The organism is Sphingomonas sp. GV3, from assembly GCF_031082075.1.
Lineage (GTDB): Bacteria > Pseudomonadota > Alphaproteobacteria > Sphingomonadales > Sphingomonadaceae > Sphingomonas > Sphingomonas beigongshangi.
Genome location: NZ_JARWLE010000003.1, coordinates 33521 through 59555, shown reverse-complemented (window position 1 = coordinate 59555; position 26035 = coordinate 33521). Strand labels below are relative to the sequence as shown.

At 67.5% G+C, this 26035-nt stretch carries 25 protein-coding genes; 13 read left to right on the top strand and 12 right to left on the bottom strand.

What is annotated here, in order from left to right:
• Positions 1-80 precede the first annotated feature (80 nt).
• On the top strand, positions 81-554 hold the full coding sequence (locus RF701_RS17200) for a PilZ domain-containing protein (protein ID WP_308815758.1): 474 nt from the start codon (positions 81-83) through the stop codon (positions 552-554).
• Between the two features lie 209 nt (positions 555-763).
• On the opposite strand, the gene RF701_RS17195 is transcribed toward RF701_RS17200, so the two are convergent.
• From RF701_RS17195 to RF701_RS17180, 4 genes are all read right to left on the bottom strand, one after another.
• On the bottom strand, positions 764-1831 hold the full coding sequence (locus RF701_RS17195) for an acyltransferase (RefSeq protein ID WP_308815757.1): 1068 nt from the start codon (positions 1829-1831) through the stop codon (positions 764-766).
• Positions 1832-2243: 412 nt separating this feature from the next.
• Positions 2244-3506 (bottom strand): DUF1996 domain-containing protein, encoded by a 1263-nt coding sequence (locus tag RF701_RS17190; protein ID WP_308815755.1) that lies wholly within the window; start codon positions 3504-3506, stop codon positions 2244-2246.
• A 238-nt stretch (positions 3507-3744) separates the two neighbouring features.
• Positions 3745-4380: a PEPxxWA-CTERM sorting domain-containing protein gene (locus RF701_RS17185; RefSeq protein ID WP_288935723.1), complete on the bottom strand. Its 636-nt coding sequence runs from the start codon at positions 4378-4380 to the stop codon at positions 3745-3747.
• Positions 4381-4793: 413 nt separating this feature from the next.
• A complete protein-coding gene (locus RF701_RS17180) occupies positions 4794-5402 on the bottom strand; it encodes a PEPxxWA-CTERM sorting domain-containing protein (RefSeq protein ID WP_308815754.1) in 609 nt (202 codons plus the stop codon).
• A gap of 437 nt (positions 5403-5839) precedes the next feature.
• Here RF701_RS17180 and RF701_RS17175 point away from each other — a divergent pair, with 437 nt between their 5' ends.
• Positions 5840-6361: a CAP domain-containing protein gene (locus RF701_RS17175; RefSeq protein ID WP_308815753.1), complete on the top strand. Its 522-nt coding sequence runs from the start codon at positions 5840-5842 to the stop codon at positions 6359-6361.
• 37 nt (positions 6362-6398) lie between these two features.
• On the opposite strand, the gene RF701_RS17170 is transcribed toward RF701_RS17175, so the two are convergent.
• On the bottom strand, positions 6399-7784 hold the full coding sequence (locus RF701_RS17170; RefSeq protein WP_288934094.1) for a sugar transferase: 1386 nt from the start codon (positions 7782-7784) through the stop codon (positions 6399-6401).
• 174 nt (positions 7785-7958) lie between these two features.
• Positions 7959-8912 (bottom strand): UDP-glucuronic acid decarboxylase family protein, encoded by a 954-nt coding sequence (locus RF701_RS17165; RefSeq protein ID WP_288934093.1) that lies wholly within the window; start codon positions 8910-8912, stop codon positions 7959-7961.
• Between the two features lie 292 nt (positions 8913-9204).
• On the opposite strand from RF701_RS17165, the gene xrtV reads away from it, so the two are divergent.
• Both xrtV and epsI read left to right on the top strand, forming a co-directional pair.
• Positions 9205-10083, top strand: coding sequence for an exosortase V (gene xrtV, locus RF701_RS17160; protein WP_308815751.1), 879 nt, complete (start codon positions 9205-9207; stop codon positions 10081-10083).
• On the top strand, positions 10080-10769 hold the full coding sequence (gene epsI, locus RF701_RS17155) for an exosortase-associated protein EpsI, V-type (protein ID WP_308815750.1): 690 nt from the start codon (positions 10080-10082) through the stop codon (positions 10767-10769). The genes xrtV and epsI overlap by 4 nt, the downstream gene beginning before the upstream one ends.
• On the opposite strand, the gene RF701_RS17150 is transcribed toward epsI, so the two are convergent.
• The gene (locus tag RF701_RS17150; protein ID WP_287978683.1) at positions 10766-11014 is read right to left on the bottom strand and encodes an XrtV sorting system accessory protein; all 249 of its coding nucleotides are present in this window, start codon (positions 11012-11014) and stop codon (positions 10766-10768) included. The genes epsI and RF701_RS17150 overlap by 4 nt on opposite strands.
• A 71-nt stretch (positions 11015-11085) precedes the next feature.
• Between RF701_RS17150 and RF701_RS17145 the strand changes: the two genes are divergently transcribed.
• The 3 genes from RF701_RS17145 to RF701_RS17135 are packed head-to-tail and all read left to right on the top strand — an operon-like array spanning position 11086 to position 14269.
• Positions 11086-11928 (top strand): EpsD family peptidyl-prolyl cis-trans isomerase, encoded by an 843-nt coding sequence (locus tag RF701_RS17145; protein ID WP_308815749.1) that lies wholly within the window; start codon positions 11086-11088, stop codon positions 11926-11928.
• 17 nt (positions 11929-11945) lie between these two features.
• Positions 11946-13058 carry a glycosyltransferase family 4 protein gene (locus tag RF701_RS17140; protein WP_308815748.1) on the top strand — a complete coding sequence of 371 codons (1113 nt, stop codon included), beginning with the start codon at positions 11946-11948 and terminating at the stop codon, positions 13056-13058.
• Complete coding sequence (locus RF701_RS17135; protein WP_308815747.1) at positions 13055-14269, top strand: glycosyltransferase family 2 protein; 1215 nt, start codon at positions 13055-13057, stop codon at positions 14267-14269. The genes RF701_RS17140 and RF701_RS17135 overlap by 4 nt, the downstream gene beginning before the upstream one ends.
• A gap of 7 nt (positions 14270-14276) precedes the next feature.
• On the opposite strand, the gene RF701_RS17130 is transcribed toward RF701_RS17135, so the two are convergent.
• Together RF701_RS17130 and RF701_RS17125 are read right to left on the bottom strand one after the other, a co-directional pair.
• Complete coding sequence (locus RF701_RS17130; RefSeq protein WP_308815746.1) at positions 14277-15044, bottom strand: WecB/TagA/CpsF family glycosyltransferase; 768 nt, start codon at positions 15042-15044, stop codon at positions 14277-14279.
• On the bottom strand, positions 15041-16603 hold the full coding sequence (locus tag RF701_RS17125) for a tetratricopeptide repeat protein (protein ID WP_308815745.1): 1563 nt from the start codon (positions 16601-16603) through the stop codon (positions 15041-15043). Before RF701_RS17125 ends, RF701_RS17130 begins: the two co-directional genes overlap by 4 nt.
• A gap of 201 nt (positions 16604-16804) precedes the next feature.
• Between RF701_RS17125 and RF701_RS17120 the strand changes: the two genes are divergently transcribed.
• From RF701_RS17120 to RF701_RS17105, 4 genes are read left to right on the top strand one after another with little or no spacing between them, the layout of a single operon-like run.
• On the top strand, positions 16805-17383 hold the full coding sequence (locus RF701_RS17120) for a polysaccharide biosynthesis/export family protein (RefSeq protein WP_287978672.1): 579 nt from the start codon (positions 16805-16807) through the stop codon (positions 17381-17383).
• Positions 17384-17394: 11 nt separating this feature from the next.
• Complete coding sequence (locus RF701_RS17115) at positions 17395-18642, top strand: hypothetical protein (protein WP_308815744.1); 1248 nt, start codon at positions 17395-17397, stop codon at positions 18640-18642.
• The gene (locus RF701_RS17110) at positions 18642-20081 is read left to right on the top strand and encodes a Wzz/FepE/Etk N-terminal domain-containing protein (protein WP_288938049.1); all 1440 of its coding nucleotides are present in this window, start codon (positions 18642-18644) and stop codon (positions 20079-20081) included. Before RF701_RS17115 ends, RF701_RS17110 begins: the two co-directional genes overlap by 1 nt.
• 9 nt (positions 20082-20090) lie before the next feature.
• Positions 20091-20891: a CpsD/CapB family tyrosine-protein kinase gene (locus tag RF701_RS17105; RefSeq protein WP_287978665.1), complete on the top strand. Its 801-nt coding sequence runs from the start codon at positions 20091-20093 to the stop codon at positions 20889-20891.
• Between the two features lie 6 nt (positions 20892-20897).
• On the opposite strand, the gene RF701_RS17100 is transcribed toward RF701_RS17105, so the two are convergent.
• Genes RF701_RS17100 through RF701_RS17090 form a run of 3 tightly spaced genes read right to left on the bottom strand, consistent with a single transcriptional unit; the run spans position 20898 to position 23811 of the window.
• On the bottom strand, positions 20898-21551 hold the full coding sequence (locus RF701_RS17100; RefSeq protein WP_288938046.1) for a hypothetical protein: 654 nt from the start codon (positions 21549-21551) through the stop codon (positions 20898-20900).
• Positions 21548-22783 (bottom strand): glycosyltransferase family 4 protein, encoded by a 1236-nt coding sequence (locus RF701_RS17095; RefSeq protein WP_308815742.1) that lies wholly within the window; start codon positions 22781-22783, stop codon positions 21548-21550. Before RF701_RS17095 ends, RF701_RS17100 begins: the two co-directional genes overlap by 4 nt.
• Positions 22780-23811 carry a glycosyltransferase gene (locus tag RF701_RS17090; protein WP_308815740.1) on the bottom strand — a complete coding sequence of 344 codons (1032 nt, stop codon included), beginning with the start codon at positions 23809-23811 and terminating at the stop codon, positions 22780-22782. The genes RF701_RS17095 and RF701_RS17090 overlap by 4 nt, the downstream gene beginning before the upstream one ends.
• A gap of 183 nt (positions 23812-23994) precedes the next feature.
• Here RF701_RS17090 and RF701_RS17085 point away from each other — a divergent pair, with 183 nt between their 5' ends.
• Positions 23995-24927 (top strand): beta-1,6-N-acetylglucosaminyltransferase, encoded by a 933-nt coding sequence (locus tag RF701_RS17085; RefSeq protein WP_308815739.1) that lies wholly within the window; start codon positions 23995-23997, stop codon positions 24925-24927.
• A complete protein-coding gene (locus RF701_RS17080) occupies positions 24924-26027 on the top strand; it encodes an acyltransferase (protein WP_308815738.1) in 1104 nt (367 codons plus the stop codon). The genes RF701_RS17085 and RF701_RS17080 overlap by 4 nt, the downstream gene beginning before the upstream one ends.
• Positions 26028-26035 lie beyond the last annotated feature (8 nt).

Genomic DNA, 26035 nt, shown 5'->3' with positions numbered 1-26035 from the left:
GGTGGTGCCGGCCCCGCGACCGATAACCGGTTGTCAACCATTTGCGGCGAACATGTCCCTGGATAATGCCGGGGTATCGCATGCCGTTCGTTGCCAAGCTCTATGATGACGATCGTTCGGCCGAACGGTATCCCGTGCTGCTGGACGGCACGTTGCGCAATCCGCAGGCCGAGCCGCAGGACGTCGTCATCGACGATCTGTCCGCCAGCGGTTTCCGCACGGCGACCGCGCGCGGGCTCGCGGTGGGCGACACCATCACGCTCGGCATCTTCGGCGTCGGCCTGCGCACGGCGCGCGTGCAGCGCGCTGGCGACGGCCATTACGGCTGCCAGTTCGTCGCGCCGCTCACCGCCGAGGAACTCGCCTCGGCGCTCGGCGGGCTGACCCCGCCCGATCCGATCGTCTTTCCCGGCCAGGGACTGGTCCAGCAGCCTGGAACCGGCGTTTCGGTCGAGCCCGAATGGTCGCTGTCCGGCCGCATGCGCCTGTTGGCGATCGGCGCCGCGGCGGTGATCCCGTGGACGGTGCTGGGACTGATCTGGCTGGCGATCTGAGCGCCGCGCCCCGCATGGCGGCATGACTTGCCGCCTGGGCGTTGCCGCGTCTTGCCCCATAGTCTGATCCACGTGCGTGGAAGCGGTACCGGCCCTCACCCCCACCCGGCCGCCCATCCAGAATACGCTGAGTGGGCGGTCGGGTGGGGGTGAGGGCCGGTACCGCGCCGATCCAGCTTTGCTGGATCGCACACTAGTGGCCCCTCGGATTACAGGCCCGGGCCGACGACCCTCTCGGCCTCGGCCGTCGATCGGACATCCCGCCTCTTCAGCGCGCGGGACCAGCGCTGACCCACTTTGATGAACGGCTTCTCCACGAGCAGGACGGACGCGACCACCGCGACGGGGAGAAGGACCAGGGAAAACTGGGCCTGCAGATACAGGTCCTGTCTTGCGAAGAAGACCTGCTGCCAGAGATAGAGGCTGTAGGATCCGGCCCCCATGATCAGCACTGGACGACTGGTGAGCGCCCTGTGCACGATCGGGATTCGGCGCGCCGTGAAAACCAGATATGCGATCAGGAAGGGCGTCGTCGTCGCCACGATGCGCGCGATCCCCGTGAACGGCCCGACGATCAGCAACACGACGACGATGGCCCAGCCGATCGGATGCGACGCTTTCTCCAGGCGCGCCATCGCGCGGCCGTTCGTCGCCAGGAACGCACCGGTGGCGATGCAGGCGAACGAGAGCGCATTGGCATGGAATGTCGGCGGCCGGGCGAGGAAGACGCCGAGCAGGACGCCGACGATGACCACGAGCAATCCGGCGCGCCATTGCGGTGGGGTGAGGATGAACAACAGGGGCCAGACGAGGTAGAATTGCTCCTCCACCGCCAGCGACCAGCTGTGCGCGACCCACCAGTCGCAGTCGGGAAGGCTGGTATTGCACGTGAACGTCACGGCTTGCAGCGCGCTCATGGCGCTGAGCCGGACCAGTCCCGCCCTGTCGAGCAGCCAGACGATTGCGACCAGGACGAGAAAGGGCGGCAGGATGCGGCATATGCGACGCGCGTAGAAGGCGGCCAGGTTCGGGCGCCCGTCCCTCCCCTCCTCCTTCAGGAGCAGGGTGGTGATGATATAGCCGCTGATGACGAAGAAGATCTGGACGCTCACCTCGGATACGGGGTCGGCGAACCGTCCGATCGTATGCAGACCCGGGATACCCAGATTGACGAAGCGATAGGCGAGCGCATGGCTGAAGACGACGCCGCACGCGGCCACGCCGCGGAACCCGTCGAGCAGCCTATCGCGCGGCATAGTCGTTGTCGCCGTCGTCATCGGCGATGGCCTCTAGCGGCGCCCGGCCATGCGATCACGGCCGTACCGAAGGCGGCGCACAGGATGTCGATAGGGCGAAACAGCAAAGTCGGACCTGCGTCGGCTTACCGCATGCGCCGCTGGTGCATCGCCGGATCGCCCGTTGCTGAGGCATGTGGCGCCGGCTTGCCAGGCAGCGTGGTTGGATCGTGGCAGCGTTCGAGAAACGAAGCCGGTGAAGTGAAGCTGTTCGGCGGGAGAAGCGCAACGAGCGCCGAAATGCCGGTACGGCCGTATCATCACTCGACAGGGTCGTGCAATGCGGGAAAAGGGCCGGGTAGAGGACGGATGACCCTTGGAGGGACAGGGGCGGCCGGTGTCGGAGATGGACCGCTCCGCCCCCGCGCACCCGTGGTCCGCCCGGATCCTGTCCTCAGGAGCGTGCGGGCGGTGTCACCAGCCTGGGCGAAGCGATGAGCGGCAGTGGTCCGCGCTTGAGCATCGTGCCGTCGCCAAGCTCGCCATCGGAACAGTTGAGCATCTTGCCGATGCACTGGCTGGTCCAGGTGTCGCGCGTCTGCGGGTCCCAGCCCTCCATATAGTCGGCGTGGAAGGTCGTGCCGCCCGTCATCGTCATGCCGTTCATGCGGTCGGACGAGAACCAGACGTCGCCGTCGTCGGCCGCGATCGTATAGGCGATCTGCTGCGTCAGCTCGGGGATGAGGTAGGGATGCGTCGCCGGGCATTCCGGATAGACCTGCCCCTGATAAGTGGCGTGGGCGAGATGCGAGCGGTGGTCGGCGCTGTCGAGCTGGCCGTTCCAGCAGTTGCCGAAGTTGATCGCGGTCATGATCTGGCCCGAGCCGCCGCAATCGCTGATCGCGTCCGCCAGCGTCTGGCGATGGATCGACGGCTTGCCTGGCGAAATGCACCGATGCGTGAACGTGATGTTCTCCGGCTGGGCCTCGCCCATCCGCTTCATGTCATAGCCGGACACGACGCGCAGCCCGGTGGGGATGCCGGTACAACCCTTGGCCGATTCCTTGAGGCACATCGGGTCGCCGTCCGGCAGCCGCTTGTAATAGATCGAAAGATAGTCGGGCTGGATCACCTTGCCCGCGGCATTCATCAGCGCCGGCACCCAATAGGCCGAGCGGTTGAGCATGTTCGAACAGGTGCTGTCCCCCGACGCCCGCAGCGTGGCATAGGTGGAGGCGTAGTTGCCCGCGGTATTGCCGTACCATTGGTGGAGGTGCGGCGAGCCGCCCTTGACGCCTGGGTAGAGGATCGGGTCGTCGTAGTTCATCTGGCCGGCGGTGCAGATGAAGCGGAACGCGCCGACGACGTCGGGCGCCATGGACGGCGGCAGATTGCCCGGGATGCCGTGGTCGTAGCCGGTCACGATCAGCGGTGCCCGGTCGAAATTGCTGGCGATCGGCGTGACGGAACTGGGCTGCGTCGTGCTGGGCGTCGGCGTAGGCGAAGGCGTGGGCACGGGGGTCGGCGTCGGGCTGGGCGATGGCGCCGGAGTCGCGCCGCCACTGGGGGTGACGCTGACGATTCCCGCGGCCGCATTGCCGCCGCCACCACCGCATCCCGCCAGGACCAAGGCGGCAAGAAGGCTGGGGTTGAAGGCACGCAGGTTGTTTCTGACGAGGCGGCGAGCCTTGTGCGTCCACCGATCGGCCACGAACATGTATGCACTCCAACGACGATCTATCGTCGTGGATGTAGCGGTCGTGGCCTTGTGATTTGGTTAAGGAAAGCGGGACGGATGGCGATATAAGCCGTTGGTTCCGTGGCTTAGCAAATATTCTGTCGCAGCTGCGGCACAGTTGGACGACACCGGCCGAAACGGCGTCGATCGGCCGCCCGCAGATACGAAAAGCCGCCACCCGTCACCGGGCGGCGGCCGATCGTTCGGGCTTGCCCGATCAGGCGAAGCGGACGCGCGTCGTCGTGTTGCGGCGACGCATCGCGAAGCCGACCGCACCCATGCCCAGGATCATCAGCGCCCAGGTGGCCGGCTCAGGCACTGCGGCCGTCAGCGCCGTGGCGGAGAAGGACGTGGTGGTGTTGCCCTGCGTGGTGAACACGAACGTTCCCGGCGTGGCGTCGAAGCCGTCGTAGCGCAGCGTGCCCGTCGCGGTGAACGCGAGGATGTTGGCACCGAGCGTCCCGATGCTGTCGATCGAGGCCAGATCGAAGCTGATCGGCGAGGTGTTGTTGCCGCCGGTCAGGGAGAAGAAGTTCGCGATCGACTGCGCGCCGACGCGGAAATTGGCGATGTCCTGGATCGTACCGCAGGGGCCGGTCATGCAGGAGAAGCCCGCGAAGGTGCCGCTGCCCGTGCCATAGTTGGGGATGACGCCCGCGACGCCCGGCGTTGCCGTGCCGCCAGCGCTCGAGAGGAAGTCCAGCGACGTCGCGGTAGCGAGGTTGGAGCCACCCGTGGCGTTGAGATAGCCGGTGAAGTCGATCGAGCTACCCGCCGCGATCGTGGCGGCATTGGCGTTCGAAGCGGCGCAGATGGCGGCGCCCGCAGCGAGCAAGCCAAGCAATTTCTTCATATAAATCCCCTTTAGGATCAGCCCGGCCCACCCGAGCAAGGCGTTAACAAAGGGTTCATATCTCAGTTCCAAAAAATGCCTTGAATTTCGCGACTTAAATATCGCGTCCCAATATGGGACGGTGTGTGGGGCGTCCCAGGCCCACCCGGACGAGGGCCAGATACGACGATGGCGCCTCACGGTGGGCGTGAGGCGCCATCTGTCGAGCGTAAAGGGGATATCCGGTAAACAGCCACGCACGCAGCCGGTTCCCACAAGGGTCAGCCCCCGGTCGGTGCCGGTCGGATCGGCCGGCCTGCGGGCGATCACGTGCTGTCCTTCGCCCGGAGCGGACGTCACGACTGCGACAGACACGGAAAAGGCCGCCGTCCGACGTATCGGGCGGCGGCCTTGCCGGTCCGTCAGACCGGCGATCAGGCGAAGCTGACGGTCGTGTTGACCTTCGGCTTGCGGCTGCGGCGCATCGCGAAGCCGACCGCACCCATGCCCAGGATCATCAGCGCCCAGGTGGCGGGCTCGGGCACCGCGGCGGTGACGCTGATGTTGTCGAGGCCGAGGAAGCCAGGGTTGTTGCGCTCGGCGAAGGTCAGCACGTCGCTACCGGTGCCGGTCACGTTGAACTGATATTGGGTGAAGCCCTGGCGCGCGATGTTCGTCTGCGCGCTGCCGCTGATGACGTTGCCGTTCCAGCTGGCGTTGAAGAAGTTGGGCGTGCCACCGTCGCTCGCCAGATAATAGCTGAGCGTATAGGTCCAGCCGGCGATCGTCGTCAGCGTCTGCGACAGCGTGCCACCAGCAGCCGGGGTCGTGCCGAGTGCGGCGAAGTGCGTACCGAACGGCGTGCTGATGCCGGCGAAAGGATTCGTCTGGACGCTCAGGAAATTACCGTTGGCCGTATAGCCGGTGAAGTCACCGGTCTCGAAGCTGCCGTTGGTAACCAGATTTGCGGCCGAAGCCGGCATCGACAATGCAGTGCCACCGATCAGCGCGGCAGCGGTCAGAACACGCTTCAGAGTCTTCATGATATCGCCCCTTATGTCAGGCCCCACCGTCGCAAGGCTGAGTCTTGTTAATAAGCCGTTAAAGATTCGTACAGTGCGATAGATGGTTAAAATTCGTCTGTGCCAAAGTGATACGTTAGGTATCTAAGATGCGGAGCGGTCGAATCCGGCGATGAGGGGCGGTGTTGCGCGCAGCCCGTTGCTGTAAATTCTGCATGATCGAACGGGCGGCCGGCGCACGCGGACAGATAAGGCCGACGGGCGGCAGGCCGAAATGCGATACGGACGGCGGATCGTCGCCGCCCGTGTTCACGCTGGTCTTGTGAGGGTGGCGATCGCAGCGGAGACGGCCAGGTTTCCTGTCGCGGCCCTTAAGCCCGCATTTACCAGCCCCCCTAACCCGGTGGTCAACGTGCATCGGCATGATCTTCGCTCGCACCGGCGAAGGCACAGATATCATGCTCTCCCGCACTTCCCGCGGCCACAGATCCGTCCTTGCGATCCTCGCATTCGGGGCGGCGCCATTGTTGATGGGGGCGGACGAGGGATTCGCATCCCGCCTGTTGTCCCGCCACAATCTGGAGCGTGCGGACGCACATGTCGCCGCGCTGACCTGGGATCCCGCGCTGGCCAGGTCCGCCAGGACATGGGCGGATCATCTCGCCGCGACGGGAACGTTCCGTCACGCGCCCGAGAACGAGGCGGCACCCGAGGGCGAGAATCTATGGGCCGGCACGCCCGGCCGCTTCACGCCGGAGGCGATGGTCGATGCCTGGGCACGGGAGAAGCGCGTCTTCCGCCCCGGCCGCTTTCCCGACAACAGCATCACCGGGCATGTTGCCGACGTCGGCCACTATACCCAGCTGATGTGGCGCGCGACCCGTTCGGTCGGCTGCGCACTGGCGCATGGCGCGCGCGAGGACGTGCTCGTCTGCCGGTACAGCGAAGCGGGCAATTACGAAGGCGAAATCCCGTTCTGAGGGCGGCCCGGCCCGCGGGACGGCGACGATCCGGCGATCAATAGGCGTTCTTGTGCAGCATGACGAAGACGGTCCGCGCCAGGATCGTGAGGTCCGTCATCAGCGACCAATGCGTCAGATATTCCATATCGCTTTCGAGGCGCTTGATCAGGTCGTCTTCGCGCGCGGTGGTCCCGCGATAGCCGCGGACCTGCGCCAGTCCGGTCAGCCCGGGCTTGGTGGTATGACGCAACCAGTAACGGCGATCGACCTGCCAGAAGAGATTGTCGCCCGCGCGCGAGCCCAGCGCATGGGGGCGCGGGCCGACCAGGCTCATGCTCCCGCCCAGCACGTTCAGCAGCTGCGGCAGTTCGTCGAGGCTGGTCGCCCGGATGATCCGGCCGACCCGCGTCACGCGGGGGTCGCCGCGCCGCGTCGACTGGTCGCCGCGCTGATCGGCGAGGTCGACATACATGCTGCGGAATTTCAGCACCTCGAACAGGCGATTGGCGCGGCCCATCCGCTGCTGACGGAACAGGATCGGGCCGGGGCTGTCGATCCGGATCGCCAGCGCGATGATCACCATCGCCGGCATGAGCGCGATCAGCGCGATGGACGCCAGCACGAGATCGAGCCCGCGCTTCAGCAGGCGATTGCGCAGGTCCATCCGACCGATCGAGACGCAGACGCTCGCCAGGCCCAGGCCCGACGGATCGCCGAGCGGCTCGACATTGTGCAGTTCGGGGATGAGCAGTTCGCCGTAGCAGTCGACGCTCTTGAGATACAGCGACCAGCGCTCGCGCTCCTCGGCCGTGCAGGACACGGTGACCCGATCCGCGCCGGCGACGATCTGCGAGAATCGGTGCAGCATCAGGGGATCGGTGATCTCGGGCTGGATGCCGAGAGCCGCGGCGTCGATCCGTTCGATGTCCGCGGGTATCGGATGGTCGAAGGGGCCATCGACGATCAGGACCCGGCGGAAGAAGTGCGAGCCCAGGTGCTTGATCAGCAGCGGCAGCGGCAGCCGGATGAGGATGAGGCCGGCCAGGCTGAACAACGTGCCGGTGAAGAAGGCGACGCGCGATATGTCGGTGCTGTTGCGCGCGGCGAACAATATCATGATCGTCGCCGCGGTCGCGCCGACCATGGCGGTGGCCGCCTTCCAGATGCTGAGATGGCGCGCGATCAGCGTGGTGTAGGAATAGGCCCGGACATACAGGCTCGCCGCCATGAAGATGGGCACGATCAGCCAGTAGCTGAGCGTTGCCATGTCGGTGAAGTTGCCGTGGCGCAGCAGGTCCGACAGGCCGAAGGCGGCCGCCACGATGCCGGCATCGGACAGCGCCAGCACCAGATAGAGCGTCGCGCGGATGGCCTGCGTATCCGAATAGGACCAGCCATCCGGATCGCGGTCGCCCGCTCGTACTGGAATCTGCGCCGTCATTGTCCGCACGTCTCCGCGCACCGCTGATCGTCAACCTGTAGCAAAGATTGCATTGCGCAAGGATTACCTTGAGTCGCCGTCACGACGGCTGTGTCAGATTGGATCAACGCTACGTAACCCCCAGACAAGGGGGATAATTTGTCAACGTCCAGCACCGGCGCCGATGCCCGTTGTTCAGACGATCTGGCGGAAATAATCGATCGTCTTCTGCAGGCCCTCGTCGAGCGCGATGGTCGGCTGCCACCCAAGGATTTCCTGCGCGCGGGTGATGTCCGGACGCCGCTGCTTCGGATCATCCTGCGGCAGCGGCAGATAGCTGATCTCGGACTTGGAGCCGGTGATCGCGATCACCTTCTCCGCCAGCTCGCGCATCGAGAATTCGCCGGGGTTGCCGATGTTGATCGGGCCGGTGACGTCGTCGGCGCTGTCCATCAGCCGCAGGAAGCCGTCGATCAGGTCGTCGACGTAGCAGAAGCTGCGCGTCTGCGTGCCGTCGCCATAGATGGTGATCGGTTCGCCCTTCAGCGCGGACACGATGAAGTTCGACACGACGCGCCCGTCGGACGGATGCATGCGCGGACCGTAGGTGTTGAAGATGCGCACGACCTTGATGCCGAGATTGTGCTGGCGACGATAATCGAAGAACAGCGTCTCGGCGCAGCGCTTGCCCTCGTCGTAGCAGGAGCGCGGGCCGATCGGGTTCACATGGCCCCAGTAATCCTCCCGCTGCGGGTGGACCGCCGGATCGCCGTAGACCTCGCTGGTCGAGGCCTGGAAGATCTTGGCCCCCGTCCGCTTGGCGAGGCCGAGCATGTTGATCGCGCCGTGCACGCTGGTCTTGGTCGTCTGGACGGGATCGTGCTGGTAATGGACCGGCGAGGCGGGGCAGGCGAGATTATAGATCTCGTCGACCTCGACGTAGAGCGGGATCGTCACGTCGTGACGCATGAATTCGAACTGCGGATGCCCCTGCAGATGCGCGATGTTCTGCTTCGTGCCGGTGAACAGATTGTCGAGGCACAGCACTTCGTCGCCGCGTTCGATAAGCCGATCGATCAGATGCGAGCCGAGGAAGCCGGCTCCGCCGGTCACCATCACGCGCTTCCGAGCGCCATATTGCCGTGCCATGTTTCGTTCTACCCCTGGGTTTGGGCCCTTCTCGTACCGGGACAAGGAAAGGAGACAAGCGCCTTTGCCGCCCGGAACCGCTCACAACACCATAAAAAACAGTTTATGATAGTAGTTTGCGCGCGTCATCGCGCGTTACAGGCTTAACGCGACGGCAAAAGGTTCTGAATTGGGACGCGTGTCGCGACCCGCCTCCTGTATGCTTGGCCGGCGCTGGTGCCCATGCTAGCTCATCCTCGGAAGCCATGCTGTTGGAATGCTGGCAAGATCGGGCTGGGGTCTGAAGAACGTCATGGCGACCTTGGTGGTATCCGATCGAAGGGGGCGTTTCGCCGCGGTCGCACCCTTGCTGCTGCTGGCCGGGCTCGCGCTCGTCGTCGTCCCGACGATGCTCTTCGTCGCGAAGGTGAGCTGGAGCACGGAATCCGGCGCGCACGGGCCGATCGTGCTGTGTACCGGATTGTGGCTGCTGTGGCGCCTGTGGCCGGAAGCGCGGCCACTCGTCGCCCCGCCTCCGGCGATCCTCGCGGCGCTCGGCCTGATCGTGACCCTGCCGCTCTATCTGGTGTCGCGGATCGCGCAGATCGTCGAGATCCAGGGCTATCTGATGTATGCGGTCGTGCTGGCGACGACCTATGCGCTGATCGGGCTGCCGGCGATGCGGCGGCTGTGGTTCCCGTTCGTCTATCTCGCCTTCATGTTCCCGTTGCCGGACACGGTCGTCGCGGCGATGACCGGATCGTTGAAGACGGGCATTTCGCAAGCCGCCGTCGCCCTGCTCTACAAGTTCGGCTATCCGATCGGCAGCGCCGGCGTCACCATCCAGGTCGGCCAGTTCCAGCTGCTCGTCGCGGCCGCCTGTTCGGGGCTGAACTCGATCGTCGCGCTGACCGCCATCTCGCTGTTCTACGTCTACATGCGCCACCAGGCGGACTGGCGTTATGCGCTGCTGCTGACGCTCTTCATCCTGCCGGTCGCGATCTTCACCAATTTCGTGCGCGTGCTGATCCTGATCCTGCTGACCTATCATGCCGGCGATGCGATGGCGCAGGGCTTCCTGCATAATTTTGCGGGCCTGACGATGTTCATGATCGCCCTGCTGACGATCTTCGGCATCGACAGCGTGCTCGAGCCGGTCTGGCGGCGCTTCATCGTCCGGAGGACGGCATGACCCCTTCATCCTCACCCCTGATCACCCGACGCAGCATGGTGATGGGCGCGGCCCTGGCGGGCGTCGGGGGCGTCGCGATGGCGCGCCAGCCGAGGCCGGAGTCCGCGCGCATCGGCAAGGAGACGCTGGAGCGGCTCGTGCCGACGCGGATCGGCGACTGGACCTTCCGCGATTCCTCGGGCCTGGTGCTGCCGCCGCCCGATGCCCTGTCCGACGCGCTGTACAGCGGCATCGTCACGCGGACCTATGTCGCGCCGGACCGCATGCCGATGATGCTGCTGATCGCCTACAGCAACGTCCAGGACGGCATGCTGCAGGTCCATCGACCCGAATTCTGCTATCCGGCGGGCGGCTATCGCCTGTCGCCGACGGTGGTGGAGGCGATGCCGGACGGCGTCGGCGGCATCATTCCCGCCAACACCTTCTCCGCCGATGGCGTCAGCCGGACCGAACAGGTGCTCTACTGGACCCGGGTCGGCGCCGCGTTTCCGACGACCTGGCTCGGCCAGCGGGTCGCCGTGCTGCGCGCGAACCTGAACGGAGTCATTCCCGATGGCGTCCTGGTGCGGGTGTCGACATTAGCCCCCGACATGGCGAGTGCGCGCGGCGACCTCACGGCCTTCGCCGCGCAGCTGGTCCGTACCGCTCCGCCGCCCGCGCGCCGGTTGCTGGTCGGTACGGCCTAACGCTTCTGCCACAGATCGGAGGGTTTCAGGACGACATGGATATAGGCCAGCACGCCGACGATGATCACGAAGCCGATGATGCCCTGGCCATGGTTGCCGGCATAATTGGCGAGGGCGCATCCGACGGCTGGAACAAGATACTGCCACAGATGGTCGGTCGGCTCGTCCTTGTTGGACCGTTCGAGGAACAGGACGATCAGTCCCGCGAATATTGCCAGGGTGAGCCAATCATAGGCGGTTTCCACGTCACGCAGCCTTTTTTGCAATGATCCAGCTACCTTATCGTCAATTACACGCTTGCTCCAGAGGAACATCGATGCGCCGTCTTCCCCATGCCACCATCCTGATATCCTGCCTTGCCCTGTCGGTGTCGCTGAGCGGCTGCGAGAAGAAGGCGACGGGCCAGGTCGCCGCGGTCGTCAACGGCGACGAGGTCACCTTGCAGGAAGTGAACGCCGAGCTCGGCAACGCCAACATCCCGGATGGCGCGCAGAAGGAGAAGGCGCGGTCCGCCATCCTCCAGCGCCTCGTCGACAAGCGGCTGATGGAACAGCAGGCCAAGGCGGCGGGCATCGACCGCGATCCTGAATTCCTGACCCGCCAGCGGCAGCTCAACCAGGCGCTGCTGCTCGAATTCTATGCCAAGCGCGCGCAGGGGACGTTGCGCGTTCCCGACCAGAGCGCGATCGACGCGTTCATCGCCAGCCATCCGACGAGCTTTGCCGGCCGCTCGATCTTCACCGTCGACCAGATCCGCTTTGCGCCGCCCGCCGACCAGTCGGTGATCACGGGCATGAAGGACCTGCACACGCTGCCGGCGATCGTGCAGTATCTGACCAGCAAGGGCGTCAAGTTCGACCGCGGCAGCAGCAAGATCGACAGCGCGCAGGTGCCGCAGCAGATGATGCAGCAGGTGCTGGCGCTGCCGCCGGGCGAACCGTTCATCGTGCCGACGCCGCAGGGCGTGGTGGTCAGCGTGATCGTCGGCAAGGAGGCGCAGCCGCTGCCGCCCGAACAGGCGCGGCCGCTCGCCGTGCAGATGATGCGCACGCAGGAACTCGACAAGATCCTGGAGCAGCGCCTCAAGGACGCGCGCGCCAAGGCGAAGATCGAATATCAGCCGGGCTTCACGCCCGCCGCGGCAACCAATTCCAAGTAAAGGTGTCCACAGACGGCATGGCGATGCGCCTCCTGTTCGCCCTGCCGGGCTTCCATCGTTTCGATCGCGGCGCGGAGGTGGCCCTGCTCGCCGTGGCCGAGCATTGCGCCCGCGCGGGCGATGCGGTGACCGTCATGGGGTCGGGGCAGGCGCGCCCCGGCACGCCCTATGCCTTTCGGCATGTTCCCGCGGTCGATCGCAAGCGGTTCGAGCGCATGCCGACGATGCCGCTGCTGCGCGGCGATACCGCCTATGAGGAAGCGAGCTTCGCGCCGGGGCTCGCGCTGCGCTTCCGGCCAGGCGACTTCGACGCGACCGTCACCTGTTCCTATCCCTTCACCAACTGGGTGCTGCGCCGGCCACGGCTCGGCGGGCGGCGGCCGGCGCATGTCTTCGTCACGCAGAACGGCGACTGGCCCGCGATCGCGGGAACGTCGGAATATCGCTGGTTCGGGTGCGACGGCCTGGTCTGTACCAACCCCGATTTCCTCGAGCGCAACAAGGATCGCTGGAACTGCGCGCTGATCCCCAACGGCACCGATCTCGGGCGGTTCGTGCCGGGGCCGCAGGAGCGCGGGCGGCTCGGCCTGCCGACGGATCGGCCGATCGTGCTGATGGTCAGCGCGCTCATCGAGAGCAAGCGCGTCGCCGACGGCATCCGGGCCGTCGCCGGGGTGCCGGATGCGCATCTCGTCGTCGCGGGCGACGGTGCCTTGCGCGACGAGGCCGAGGCGCTGGCCGCCACCCTGCTGCCCGGCCGCTTCACGCGGCTGACGGTCGCGCCCGCCGATATGCCGGCGCTCTACCGCTCCGCCGATGCCTTCCTCCATCTGTCGCTGCTGGAATCGTTCGGCAACGTCTTCGTCGAGGCGATGGCGTGCGGCCTGCCGGTCATCGGCCACGACACGCCGCGGCTGCGCTGGATCGTCGGCGACGACGAGCCGCTGGTCGATACGCAATCGCTGCCGGCGGTGAGCCGGGCGATCGAGGCCGCGCTGGCGGCGCGCGGCACCTCCGCCTCCGGCGACGACGCCGATCGTGTCGCGGCGCGTCATCGGCGGGCCGAACGGTTCGGCTGGGACCGCGTCGGCGCGGCCTATCGCAGCTTCCTGCAAGGGTTGGTGCGATGACGGTGCCGGGCGCGCTTGCGGTCCTCGTCGCGGCGGTGCCGACGCTGCTGCTGGCGATCTACAGCGTCGAGGCGATCGCCGGTCTGTGGCCGCTGGCGGGTAGGAAGGTCCGAGGCCCCCAGCCCCCCCATCCCCATCCCCTTCCCCGTACCGTCGTGCTGATCCCGGCGCACAACGAGGGAGCCGGCATCGCGGCGACGATCGCGGCCCTGCGCGCTGCGAGCGACCCCGAAATCACGCTGCTCGTCGTCGCGGACAATTGCAGCGACGATACCGCGGCGCTGGCCCGCGGTGCCGGCGCAGACGTGGTCGAGCGGCACGATCCCGTCGCGCGCGGCAAGGGCTATGCGCTGGCCTTCGGCCGCGACGCGCTGGCCGCGTCACCGCCGGACTGCGTCGTGGTGATCGATGCGGATTGCACCGTCGCGGGCCAGGGTGTCGCCGGGCTCGCGCGCGCGGCGATGGCGTCGGGGCGTGCTTGCCAGTCGTGCAACCTGCAAAGGCCCGATCTCACCGCCTCTCCCACCGCGCAGATTTCGAGCTTCGCCTTTCTGGTCAAGAATCTGGTCCGCCAGCGTGGCATGGTGCGGATGGGCGGCGTTGCTGCCATGACGGGCACGGGCATGGCGATACCCTGGTCGATGTTCGCCGAGGCGCCGCTGGCCAGCGCGGCGCTGGCGGAGGACATGTCGCTGGGCGTGTGGCTGACGCGGACCGGACGCCCCCCGCTGTTCGTCGAGGACGTGGAGATATGGAGCGATGCGGCATCGGGGCGCGCGCTGCTCACCCAGCGCAACCGCTGGGAACGGGGATTCCTGGCGGTCGCGCGGCACAGCGCGCTGCCGTTGATCGCGCAGGGGCTGACACGCGCGTCGCGCAGCCGGTTGTGGCTGGGCCTCCACATCCTGGTTCCCCCGCTCGCCTTGCTGTTCGTCAGCGCGGGCGTGGCCCTGGCAGCCACCGTGCTGCTGGCGCTGCTCGGCGGGGGCTGGTTGGCGCCGGGCATCGTGGCGGGCGCGGCCTGTATCGCCGGGCTGGCGACGATCGCCGCCTGGGCGCGTGCCGGTCGCGACCAGATCAGCGGCGCGGCGCTGCTGCGTACGCCGCTCTATATCGCCGCCAAGCTGCCGCTCTATCGGACGCTGCTGGGTCGGGGCGGCGCGCAAGCCTGGGTACGGACGCGCCGCCCCGGCGAGAGCGATCCGGTCTGACGCGGCGTCAGCGCTGGCGCGCCCAGATCGCGAAGATGCGCGGTCCCTCTACCAGATAGCGGCGCCAGAGCCGGCGCGGTTCGCTGCCGAGCCGGAACGCCCATTCCATGCCCATGCGCTGCATCCACGGCGGGGCGCGACGCTTTTCGCCGATGATGAATTCGAGCGAGGCGCCGATGCACAGGCCGATACCGCGCGAGCGACCGGCCTTCAGGCATTGCCGCGCGGCGATCTCGCTCTGTGGCGCGCCCATGGCGAACAGCACGACATCGGCACGCTGGTCGGCGACGAAAGTCTCGATCGCCGCCATCGCCTCCGGATTGCGCAGCACGCCCATCGGCGGGCGCAGCTGGACGAAGGCGATCCCCGGCGTGACGCGCTCGAGCGCCGCGACCAGCGTCTCCGATCCGCCGACGATCGCGACCGTGCGGCCGGCCATGCGGGGATCGGCGAGCAGCATGCGCGTGAGGTCGCTGCCCGGCACAAGCGGCAGGTCCAGCCCCGACAATTTGGCCAGCCGCTGCAGGATGCGGCTGTCGCACAAGATCAGGGCGGCATCGGCATAGGCGGCGGCAAAGGCGTCCCCGCGGCTGTCACCGGCCCGCCGCATGCGGTCGAGCTGCACGACATGATCGACGTTGGGCGTGACGAGATAGGAGAAATGCGGCGCGTCCGCCCGCTGCAGCACCGCCGCCACCGCCTCGTCGGGCGACAGCCGTGCGATCGGTAGGCCGAGGAACGGCGTCGTCGCCGGCAGGATCGCGGCATCCGTCACGACAGGCGCCCGATCAAGGCGATGGGCGGCGATGCCCCCGGTTCCGGATCGAGGCCGTAGCGGGTCTGCGCGCGCCGCGTCCCCTCCGCGACTTCCGCACGGCAATCCATGTCCTTCGTCCGCGCGCAGACGGAGCCGTAGAGCGCCCATGCCGCGCCCAGCGCGGGCGAATCGAGCGCGAAACGCCGCGCCACCTCGAGCGCATGGCCGCCGTCGCCCATGCGCAGCAGCGCCGCGACATAGGCCCGCGCCAGCGGCAGGCTCTGCGGCAGCGCCTTGCGGCCGTCCTCGAACACGCGGCGTACCTCGCCTGCCCTGTCGCGGGCGGCATAGGCCTGGACGAGACCCAGATAGCCTTCTTCCCATTGCGGATAATCGTGGATGACACGCTGATAGTCGACGATCGCGGCCGAGGCATCGCCGCGCGCCATCGCATCCCCGGCACGGATCAGCAGCGCATCGCCATTGCCGGGATCGCGCTTCAGGATCGCGCCCGCTGCATCGCGCGCCGCGGCGGCATTGCCCGCCGCGCCGATCGCGCGCGCGTACAGCGCCTGGATGTCGCCGGACCAGCCCGTCGCCACCGGCTTGAGCAGCGCGATCGCCGCCTCGGCATGGCCCGTCGCGATCCAGCAGCGCGCCAGCGCGAGACGGGTATCCACCGACGCCTTGGTCGAAACTTCCTCGATCTGCGCGGCGGTCAGGCCGTCCGGGTCATAGGCGTAGAACAGACGCGGCAGGCGTGCCGCCTCGGCGGAGGAAAGGTCGGGCACCGCCGCGAGGCTCGCGGCTTCCGCGCGGGCCTGATCCTTCTTCCCCGTGCGATAGAGCGTGTCGGCGAGGTCGAAGCGATAGTCGCGGTTGTCGGGGGCAAGCTGGCGGATGCGTTCCAGCGAGGCGAGAAAGTCGGCGGGCGTGCCGCCGAAGCGCTGCAGTTCGGCGAGCGACATCGTCAGCTCGCGCGTCTCGCCGACCTGTCCGATCCGTTCGTGGAGCAGCGCGAGCGCCGCGGGCCGGTCGCCGCGGAGCGCAAGGGCGCGCGCCTTGAGGATCGTCGCGCCCACTTCCTGCGGGTTGATCTTGAGGATCCGGTCGCTGAACGCGATCGCGCCGTCCAGGTCGTTGCGGACCATGCAGGCGATGCCTTTGACGAGCAGCGCGCCGACGTGATTGGGCTCGAGCGCCAGGATCTTGTCGGCGGCCGCCTCCGCCTCGTTCAGATGGCCGCTGGACAGGCCGGTCTGGGCGACGCCGTTCAGCGCCTCGGGGTTGACCGCATCCAGTGCCAACGCGTTGGAATAGGCGCGATAGGCATCGTCGCGCCGGTTGAGCGCCATCGCGATCCGCGCCTGCAACAGAAAGGCTTCGGGTTGATCATCGCGCGTCCGGATCGACTTGCCGATCAGCGCATAGGCCTCCGCCGGCTGACCGGCGTCGAGCAGCTGTTGCGCCTGTCCGGCGAGGGCGGCCGCCTTCTGCGTGCTGTCGGAACAGGCGGCGGGTGACGCCGCCAGCAAGGCCAGACATAGGCGGACGAACGGGGCACTTTGGCGGTTCATGATTCCCTTGTCTCGTAATCGGACACGGCAGTTTCGCAATGTTTGGCGCAGTCCGGTAACCTACTTTCGGCCTCGCCAGTCATCGGAAAAGACTGTAAGATAAAGCCTTGCAGATAAAACTTGCAGACAAAAGGGGTCGCAGGAATGACGGTTAACTCGTGGCGGCACTTGCCCGCGGCTGTTTTGGCGTGCGCGGCCGCCATGCCTGTGTCGGCTCAGACCACGTCCGCACCCGCCGTCACGCCGACCGCCCAGCCCGCCGTCGTCCGCGCCCCGGGCGTCACGCCCTATCGCATCAATCCGGGCGACGAGATCGAGGTCTACGTCTGGGGTGAGGAGCGGCTGCAGCGGGTGATCCGCGTGCTTCCCGACGGGACGATCGCGATGCCGCTGGTCGGCCAGCTTTCGGTCCAGGGCCTGCTGCCCGAACAGGTGCAGGATGCGATCTCCAAGCGCCTCGCCAGCCAGTATCGCGATGCGGTACCGCAGGTGACCGTGTCGGTGAAGAATCCCGCGGGCCTGCAATTCTCGGTGGTGGGCAAGGTCAAGACGCCCGGGTCGTTCACGCCGGGCCGCTACGTCAATCTGCTCGAGGCGATCAGCCTGGCCGGCGGCCCCGCCGAATTCGCCAGCCTCGACAACATCTCGATCGTCCACAAGAACGGCGCGAGCAATCGCGCCCGCCTGTCCAGCGTGATGCGCAACGGCGTGCCGGCGGATGCGAACGGGGATCAGCTGATCCCGCGCATCCAGAGCGGCGACACGATCATCGTGCCGTGAGCGGACCTGCGATGACGATGGCAAGCCATGGCCGCCGTCTGCTCGGTACCGCAGGCGCGCTCATCCTGTTCGACCTGCTCGCGGTGGCGTCCCCCGCCGCGGCGCAGGATCGGCTGACCGCCGACGCATCCGCCAGCATCGGTGTCGCGACCAATCCTTTTTTGGATACGGGATCGCCGCCAACCGCGATCGGCCCGACGCTGAGCTTTCGCCCGACCTGGATCAGCGAGCGTCCGCTGACCACGCTGCGCGTGGAAGGCGATGCGCACGCGACCTTCTACAATCGCGGCTATGGCACCAACGAGAGCATCAGCGTCCAGGGATCGGGCACGCACAAGCTGAGCGAGTTCACCACGCTGAACGCGGCGGTGGGCTATATCAACACGATCGTCGGCACCTTCAACGACGTGCGCGTGCCGGTCGGGCCGGTGGTGCCGATCGGTGCCGACCTTCCCGTCTTCGTCAACGATCCCGCGCTGGGCGGGGTCGGACGGCGCCGCCAGATCTATCAGGCGTCGGGCAATCTCGTCTCGATCCTGTCGCCACGCGACCAGATCGAAGCCGGCGTCGCCGTGTCCGCCAACCGGTCCGGCGGCTTTGGTCTGGAAGACTTCAACTACGCGACCCCCTCGGTCGCCTATTCCCGGCTGCTCAGCGAGAAGTTCACCGTCGGTGCCAGCTTCGCGGTCGGCATCTCGAACTATCTGCGCTCGTCGGTCGGCGATGCGACCGTCTACCAGCCGTCGCTCACGGCCTCGCGCACCATCAGCGAGCGCTGGACGCTGAAGGCTTCGCTGGGCGCGGCGATCGTCAACCTGAACGAAGGCCTGGGGCAGACCCGCACCACCACCACGTTCAACGGCACCGCCGACCTGTGCCGGCGCGACCTACGCTGGACCGCCTGTTTCAACTTCGCGCGGCAGACGGTGCCCTCCGCCTTTCAGGGCGTGCGCACGTCGAGCAGTGCGGCGACCTCGATCGGCTATCGGATCAACGAGTTCGACGACCTCTCGTTGTCCGGCAGCTACTCGCATGCCAGTGCGCCGCTGCTGCGCAATCTCGGCACCCCCACGGGCAATATCACCGACAACGGCGCCCTCGATTTCGCCAGCGTCAACGCCAATTACTCGCATCGCTTCCGGCGTACGCTGTCGGGCTTCGTGTCGGGCGGCTACGCCAAGGCATTCGGCGACAGCATCCGCCGCGAGGCCAATCTCACGGCGACCGCGGGCATAACCTATAGGTTCAATGGACGGTAATGAAGCAGATCGACGATTATGAAGCCGAACAGGGTGGCGGCGGATCGCTGCTTGCCCATCTGCCGGCGATCATCTGGCAGCGGCGCTGGTATCTGATCATCCCGATCATCGCACTGACGATCGTCGGCGTCGCGGCCGCGTTCGTAGTGCCGGTCCGCTATACCTCGACGGCGACGCTGCTGGTGCAGTCGTCGACGCTGCCGCAGGCGGTCGCCGCGGGCAATCCCGACGACGTGATCGATCGCCGCATCGCCCGCATCCGCGAGCAGGTGCTCAGCCGTCCCGAGCTGATCGAGCTGGTCAACCGCTATCAGCTGTATCCCAAGCAACGCGCGAATGCCGCGCTGTCCGACATCGTCGACACGATGCGCAAGGCGGTGACGATCGTTCCGCTCGCGGCCGAGATGCAGCAGCAGGGCAACAACAGCAACACGATCGCCTTCACGCTGTCCTATTCCTATGCCGATCCCACCAAGGCGCAGGCCGTCGCGCAGGATCTCAGCGAGCAGGTCCTGCGGCTCGACGCGACCCAGTCGACGCAGCAGGCGAGCGCCTCGGTGCAGTTCCTGTCCGACCAGGCACGCAGCCTGCAGCAGCAGATCGCCGAGCAGGAGCGGCAGATCGCCGGGATCAAGGCGGCCAACGGCTCGATCCTGTCAAGCGCCGGCGTCACGATGCTCGGTGGTGGCGGCGGCAGCTATGACGTCCAGATCGCGGCGCTGCAGCGCGAGAATTCGCAGCTGCTGACCCAGCGCAACCTGAGCCGTACCGCCGATACGCGCGATCCCGTCGTCGCGCAGGCGGAAGCGCAGCTGGCCGCGGCGCAGTCGGTCTATTCCGACGATCATCCCGACGTTCGGCTGGCGCGGCAGCGTCTCGCCGAGGCCAAGGCGCTGGCGCGCAAGAACGTCGCCAACGCACCGGTCGGCGCGATCGACGAGCAGGTGGCGTTCAACAACCGGCAGATCGCCGCGTTGCGCGCGGCGCAGGCGGGGGAGTCCGCGCGGGTGAACGCGACGATCGGCGCACAGTCGCGCGCGCCGCTCGTCCAGCAGCAGATCGCGCAGCTCCAGCAGAAGCTCGACGGCCTCAACGAACAGTATAAGGGCGTATCCGACCGCCTCTTCCAGGCGCGCGCCGGGGTGAAGGCGGAGAACGAGCAGCTCGGCGAGCGGCTGTCGATCGTCAACCCGCCGGTCGTGCCGGACGAGCCGAGCTTCCCCAAGCGCTGGATGCTGCTCGCCGGCGGCCCGGCCGCGGGCTTCGCGCTGGGCCTGGTGCTGATGTTCCTGGTCGAACTGATCCTGCGTCCGATCCGTGACCCGGCGACGCTGACGCAATTGCTCGGTGAAGTCCCGCTCGGGGTCATTCCCACCGTTTCCGCGCGCGGTGGCGCCGCGAAGCGGGGCTGGTTCGGACGCCGCAAGGCACAGGCTTAGGATCGATACGTGACCCAAAATTCATCGCTGTACCAGGCGGGCCACGACATGGCCGAGCCGCTCGCCATCCCGACGGCCGCCGAACTGCCCGAACTGCCGCTCGATCCCGAGTATCTGGCGAGCCGCAAGATCGTCGGTTTCGATTCGCGCGACATCCGCTCGCGCGCCTTCAACCTGCTGCGCTCGCAGGTCGCCAAGCGGCTCGCGCGCGACGGCATGAAGGTGCTGGGCATCACCTCGGCCGCGCCCAACGCGGGCAAGTCGTTCATCTCGACCAACCTCGCCGCGGCACTGTCGCGGATGGCGGACCGCGAGGTCTATCTGTTCGACTTCGACCTGCGTCGCGGGTCGCTGGCCCGCGAACTGGGGCTGCAGTCGGGGCGCGGCCTCGGCCTGTTCCTGGAGGGTAAGGTCACCGACCTGCGCGACATCGGGCATCGCATCGGCGAGAACGGCTTCGCCTTCTTCCCCTGCTTCGCCAGCATGGACCGCTCCGCCGAGCTGTTCAGCGGCAACGCCTTCAAGGCGCTGGCCGCCGCTATGCACGCGCTGCCCGACAATGCGATCGCGCTGTGCGACCTGCCGCCCGCCTTCGCCAACGACGACACGTCGGTGATCTGCGAGAAGCTCGACGCCTATCTGATGGTGGTCGAACAGGGCAGCACGACGCGCAAGCAGATCCTCGGCACGCGCGAGATGCTGCACCCGACGCCGTGCATCGGGACCGTCCTCAACCGCTATGACGGCGGCTGGTCGGACCCCTATGGCTATGGATACGGCAGCCAGTACGGCAAATATTACGCGCAGTGATCCCGGTCAGCGCGCGCGCCGGGTGAGGCCACGCTTCACCCGGCGGGCGGCATTGGCCAGCCACCGCAGCACCGGCCAGCGATCGTAGAAGGCGAGATCGGCGATGTCGGTGCGTGACGATCGCTGATGGCCGAGAGGCGGCACGGCGAAATGCGTCGCGACCTCCGGATGGGCGCGCCGGAACCAGACATAGGCACCGTCGATCGGCGGATGGATGCCGGTGTAGCGAAGGTCGTGCAGATAGGCGCTGACGGCCTTCGCGCCCGCGGCGGTGAAGCCCATCATATGCGCGCCGATGATGTCGCTGCGGGCGAGGTCCGCCGGATCGGAGGCTTCATAGCCGCCGTAGAAGATGTCCCAAGGCTCGACGGTCGCATAGTGGCGCGCATGCGGCGCGAAATCGCAATCGTCCTCCAGGATCAGGACGGATTCGCCGGCCGCCGCGGCCTCGGCGAGGATCTGCTTCTGGCTGAGATAGACGCCGTGCGCGCCGATCGACGTGAAGTCGCCGGCGTCGGCGGGGCGGATCGCGGCGAAGAAGGCGACGCGCGGATCGCCCCACAGGCCGATGCGACGCAGTTCGCCCTCCATCTGCGCGGCGCGGTCGCGGCGATGCGGAAGGTTGACGATGCGGATGCGATCGAAGGCGTCGAAGATCATTGCGGCACGGCCCCGGCGGAGGAGGAAGCGAAGAGAGGCGGCAGCGGCGCGACCGCCCGCTCGATTGCGAATTCGGTCTCGATCCGCTGCCGTGCCGCGACGGCGAGGCGGGCGCGCAGCGCCGGGTCCGCCGCGAGCCTGGCGATCGCATCCGCCAGCCCCTGCCAGTCCGCCGGATCGAACAGCAGGCCGCTGGTCCCGTCGCGCACGAGTTCGGGAATGCCTGCGACCCGCGTGGCGATCACCGGCACGCCGAGCGCCATCGCTTCCATCAGCACGACCGGCAGCCCTTCCATGAAGCTCGGCAGCACCAGCACGTCCGCGGCCGCGATCGAGGCGAGCGCGGTGCGTTCGTCCTGCCGCCCGACGAAACGGACGAGCGCGTCGAGGCCGAGCCGGCTGCTCTGCGCCTTCAGCTGTGCGCCATCCGGCCCGTCGCCCACCAAGGTCAGCGCGATCCCGATCCCACGGTCGCGCAGCAGGGCGATCGCCTCGAGCAGCCCCGCCTGGCCCTTTTCGGGCGAAAGGCGGCCTACCGCGATCAGCTGCAGCGGCCGCGGCGCCTCGTCGCCGGGCGCGCGCGCGGGCGGCAGGTCGGCGAGGTCGACGCCGCATCGCACCAAGGCGAGTTTCGGCCAGTGTGTGGTGGGGATCGCGCGCATCGCCTGCGCCATGCCGAAGCGCGACACGCAAGCGACGAAATCCGCCGCGGCGATCTTGTCGGCGAGCAGCAGCCCGGCGGGATAGTCGAATTCGGAGATGCCGTGGAGCGTCAGGCTCCAGTCGATGCGCGCGAAGCGGCTGGCGAGCAGGCCGACCGTGGCCGCCGAATTGGCGAAATGATTGTGGAGATGGCGGACGCCGTCCGCCTCCAGCCGCCGGGCGAGAAGGATCGCCTCGGCGAAATGGAACAGCGCCCACAAGGCCGCGCGCACGCCCGGCACGCGGTGCCGCCAGGCGAGCGCGAGCGTCGCGAGATAGCGGCCGGGCCGCGACAGCAGCGCCGCCAGATGCGCGCCGGCATAGGCCGCCTTGGGCCGCGCCAGCACCGTGAACGTATCCGCCGCGGCCGCGCGGTCCAGCGGCGCCTCCAGCCCGGCGGGGGGGCGCTGGATGCTATAGGTCGCGATCTCCAGCCCCATCGCGCGCAGGGCGGCGATCTCGCGGCGAATGAACGTGTGCGATGGGGCGGGATATTGGCTGGTCAGATAGCCGATGCGTCGCGTCGTCATTTGTACAAGATCGTCCCGCCTGCGTGGCCGCGCGCCAGGCGCCCGAAATAGCGCAGCGCCCCCCATGTCTCCGCCGCCTTGGCGAGCGTCAGCAGTGCGGCGCGCTGCCACGATGCGACATGGCCGGCGCCGAACCGCGATGACAGGCGCGCGACCTGCAGCGCGTAGATGGCGGGCGCGAGCAACCAGGCGGCGGGATGGACCGCCAGACCGCCGACGATCGAGAGAAGCAACGGGATCAGCGTCCAGCCGCACGCGCGCACCAGTTCGCGGCCGTAGAGCGGATGCGGGTGGCTGCGTGTCGTGCGCCACGCCTGCGCATAGCCGAAGCCGCTGCGCACGGCGCGGCGCCAATATTGGCCGAGGCGCGTCATGGCGGCGTCATGTACCGTCATCTCCGCGTCGAGGCGGCGGATCCGCCATCCCGCACGCGTGAGGCGCGAACAGAGTTCGGGCTCCTCCCCCGCTATCAGCGTCGGATCGAAGCCGCCGACCGCCCGATAGGCGGTGATGCGGATCAGGGAGTCGCCCCCGCAGGCGGGAGCATCGCCGACCGGCGTGTCCCATTCGATGTCCGCGAGGCGGTTGTAGAGCGAGGCGTCGGGCCGGCGTTCGCGTCGGCGTCCGCAGGCGACGGCATAATCCGGCGCCGCTTCCAGAAAGCGCCGGGCCGCCTCGATCCATCCGGGCGCGAGGGCGCAGTCGCCGTCGATGAACTGGATGTATCGCAGGCCCGGCCCCTGCGCGATCAGCGCCATCGCGCCTTCGTGGCGCGCGCGGGCCGCCGTGAAGGGACGGGTCAGGTCGAGGTCGAGCACATGCGCGCCGGCGTCGCGCGCGACCGCCTGGCTGCCGTCGGTCGATGCGCTGTCGACATAGACGATCGGCAGGCCGAGCGGCGCAATCGAGCGCAGGCAGGCGACCAGCCGCTCGCCCTCGTTGCGGCCGATCAGGACGATGCCGACGTCCGCCCCATCGTCGCGGGCACCGGCGTCCCGCATGCCATCGGTGTTCGTCGTCGCTACCATGCCGGCGCCGTCCCAAACTTCGTCAACGCCAACCCCTTGTGCCGCAGCCATAGCCGCAGCCGCGGCATGCTGCGCCCTATATCGCATGTATTTCTTAGCGAAATGATCAAGTTCCCGCGATATGGCTTCACAAACCGCGACAGATCGGCTGATGCCGTTCCGGTCCGGCACCAGAGAGGTTCGATGCCCCCACATCCCCCGATCGGCTTCGTGATCCTGTCGCATCGCGCGCCGGATCAATTGCTTCGTCTGATCCGCACTCTCGGCGAACTCTACGGAAACCCACCGATCGCCTGCCATCATGATTTCGGTCAGGCGCCGCTCGATCGCAGCCGGTTCCCGGCGAACGTCCGCTTCGTCGACGATTGGGTCGCGACGGGATGGGGCAAATGGAGCGTCGTCGACGCCTTCTTGCACGCGCTCGCGCTGCTCTATGCCGACGGCGGCCCCGACTGGTTCGTCCTGCTCAGCGGTGCCGACTATCCCGTGCGCCAGCCCGATGCGGTCCTGGCCGAATTGCGCGACAGCGGGTGCGACGCGTTCATCGATGTCCACCAGATCGAACCGGCACCGGCCGCCGCGACGCTGACCGGCGACATCAATCCGATGTTGCGCCATCTCGATCGCGCGGAGAGCCTCCGCACCAAATGGGGCTTCTACCTCGCGCGGCAGTTCTGGCTGCCGATCCTGCGACGGCGCCCGCGGTGGCGTCCGGGGCGCCTGACGATCCGCCTGCCATGGACGCAGCGAGGTCCGTTCCGGGACGGCTTCAGCCTGTGGTGGGGGGAACATTGGTTCACCGGCAATCGCCGTGTCGCCGATGTCTTCCTGCAGCCGACCGCAACGCATCGGGCCTTGCAGCGGCATCTGCGCTGGCGCGCCTTTCCCGAGGAAAGCTATTACCAGACGGTGCTCTGCAACACGCCGGGGCTGGTGCTCAACCGCAGCAACAAGCGGTTCACGGAGTGGAACGGCGGGGGCGCGCATCCCATGACCTTGGGGCCCGCAGAGGTTCCCACCATGCTGGCGTCCGGCATGCACTTCGCGCGCAAGTTCGACGACGACAGCGCGGCGCTCGACCTGATCGACCACGCCTTGTCGGCTGCCGGGCGATGACGCCTGCGGAGCCCGCCACGATGTCCAAGGCGGAGGCGGTGGCGGAGGGGCGTCCGAGCAGTGGCGGCATGACACTGCACTCGATCCAGTGCATGCGCTTCGTCGCGGCGACCGTCGTGGTGATCTACCACGCCTATATCAGTTTCGTGCCGGCGGCACTTGCCGCGCCGACGGTCGGGGCCGCCTATGCGTTCGGCTTCGGCAAGGTCGGGGTCCACATCTTCTTCGTGATCAGCGGGTACATCATGTACCTGACGAGCTTCGGCCGCCCGGGTCGGTTCCGGACCGGGCAGTTCTTCCTGCGACGGCTGGTGCGCATCTACCCGATCTACTGGATCTTCGTCGCGCTATACCTGGCGGTGACGGCGATGCTGGGCATCATGCCCCTCCTGTCGCCGATGCAATTCGCCGGCATGCTGGCGCTCGCCCCCGCCAGCGCCCCGCTGGTCATCGGCCCGGCGTGGACGCTGTCCTACGAAATCTACTTCTATTTCGTCTTCGGCATCATCATGATCCTGGGCGCGTTGCGGGGAACGATCGCGCTGACCCTCGTCTTCGTCGGCAGCATCGCGGTCGGCATGGTGCTGCACCCCGCCCATCCCCTGGCGGCGATGGCGACCAACGCCTTGCTGCTCGAGTTCTGCATGGGCGTGTGGGTCGCGCGCATCACCACCCGCTACGCCCTGCCGCGGGGCATCGGCTGGGCGGCAGTGGCGTCGGCGCTGGTCCTGTATGGCGCCGGACTTGCCTGGGGCTATGACCGGGCGCCGAGCGCCATCGTCTGGGGCGTGCCGAGCGCGCTGCTGATCGCCGGCATGGTCGTCCTCGAACAGACCGGGCGAAGCGGCCTGATGCGGCGGCTGAGCTGGCTGGGGGACAGTTCCTACGTTCTGTACCTCTGCCACATCCTGCTCATCACCCTCGTCCTGGCATTGCTGCGGACGATGGGATTGGCGGTGCCGCTGGCGCTCCTGATGATCGCGACGACGGTCGGGGCCATCGTCTTCGCGGCGCTGTTCCACGCGGCGATCGAGCGGCCGCTGACGGCCCTTCTTCACCGCGCCATATCGCCCCGCCGGCGGCCCGTCGCGGCCGCATGAGCGGCCCA

Coding starts and splice junctions, on each gene's coding strand:
- RF701_RS17200 (WP_308815758.1), top strand. CDS start 81: ATGCCGTTCGTTGCCAAGCTCTATGATGACGATCGTTCGGCCGAACGG.
- RF701_RS17100 (WP_288938046.1), bottom strand. CDS start 21,551: ATGATCTTCGACGCCTTCGATCGCATCCGCATCGTCAACCTTCCGCAT.
- RF701_RS17190 (WP_308815755.1), bottom strand. CDS start 3,506: ATGTTCGTGGCCGATCGGTGGACGCACAAGGCTCGCCGCCTCGTCAGA.
- RF701_RS17085 (WP_308815739.1), top strand. CDS start 23,995: ATGCCCCCACATCCCCCGATCGGCTTCGTGATCCTGTCGCATCGCGCG.
- epsI (WP_308815750.1), top strand. CDS start 10,080: ATGACCCCTTCATCCTCACCCCTGATCACCCGACGCAGCATGGTGATG.
- RF701_RS17195 (WP_308815757.1), bottom strand. CDS start 1,831: ATGACGACGGCGACAACGACTATGCCGCGCGATAGGCTGCTCGACGGG.
- RF701_RS17120 (WP_287978672.1), top strand. CDS start 16,805: ATGCCTGTGTCGGCTCAGACCACGTCCGCACCCGCCGTCACGCCGACC.
- RF701_RS17125 (WP_308815745.1), bottom strand. CDS start 16,603: ATGAACCGCCAAAGTGCCCCGTTCGTCCGCCTATGTCTGGCCTTGCTG.
- RF701_RS17080 (WP_308815738.1), top strand. CDS start 24,924: ATGACGCCTGCGGAGCCCGCCACGATGTCCAAGGCGGAGGCGGTGGCG.
- RF701_RS17095 (WP_308815742.1), bottom strand. CDS start 22,783: ATGACGACGCGACGCATCGGCTATCTGACCAGCCAATATCCCGCCCCA.
- RF701_RS17135 (WP_308815747.1), top strand. CDS start 13,055: ATGACGGTGCCGGGCGCGCTTGCGGTCCTCGTCGCGGCGGTGCCGACG.
- RF701_RS17170 (WP_288934094.1), bottom strand. CDS start 7,784: ATGACGGCGCAGATTCCAGTACGAGCGGGCGACCGCGATCCGGATGGC.
- xrtV (WP_308815751.1), top strand. CDS start 9,205: ATGGCGACCTTGGTGGTATCCGATCGAAGGGGGCGTTTCGCCGCGGTC.
- RF701_RS17090 (WP_308815740.1), bottom strand. CDS start 23,811: ATGGTAGCGACGACGAACACCGATGGCATGCGGGACGCCGGTGCCCGC.
- RF701_RS17145 (WP_308815749.1), top strand. CDS start 11,086: ATGCGCCGTCTTCCCCATGCCACCATCCTGATATCCTGCCTTGCCCTG.
- RF701_RS17140 (WP_308815748.1), top strand. CDS start 11,946: ATGGCGATGCGCCTCCTGTTCGCCCTGCCGGGCTTCCATCGTTTCGAT.
- RF701_RS17185 (WP_288935723.1), bottom strand. CDS start 4,380: ATGAAGAAATTGCTTGGCTTGCTCGCTGCGGGCGCCGCCATCTGCGCC.
- RF701_RS17110 (WP_288938049.1), top strand. CDS start 18,642: ATGAAGCAGATCGACGATTATGAAGCCGAACAGGGTGGCGGCGGATCG.
- RF701_RS17180 (WP_308815754.1), bottom strand. CDS start 5,402: ATGAAGACTCTGAAGCGTGTTCTGACCGCTGCCGCGCTGATCGGTGGC.
- RF701_RS17175 (WP_308815753.1), top strand. CDS start 5,840: ATGCTCTCCCGCACTTCCCGCGGCCACAGATCCGTCCTTGCGATCCTC.
- RF701_RS17115 (WP_308815744.1), top strand. CDS start 17,395: ATGACGATGGCAAGCCATGGCCGCCGTCTGCTCGGTACCGCAGGCGCG.
- RF701_RS17165 (WP_288934093.1), bottom strand. CDS start 8,912: ATGGCACGGCAATATGGCGCTCGGAAGCGCGTGATGGTGACCGGCGGA.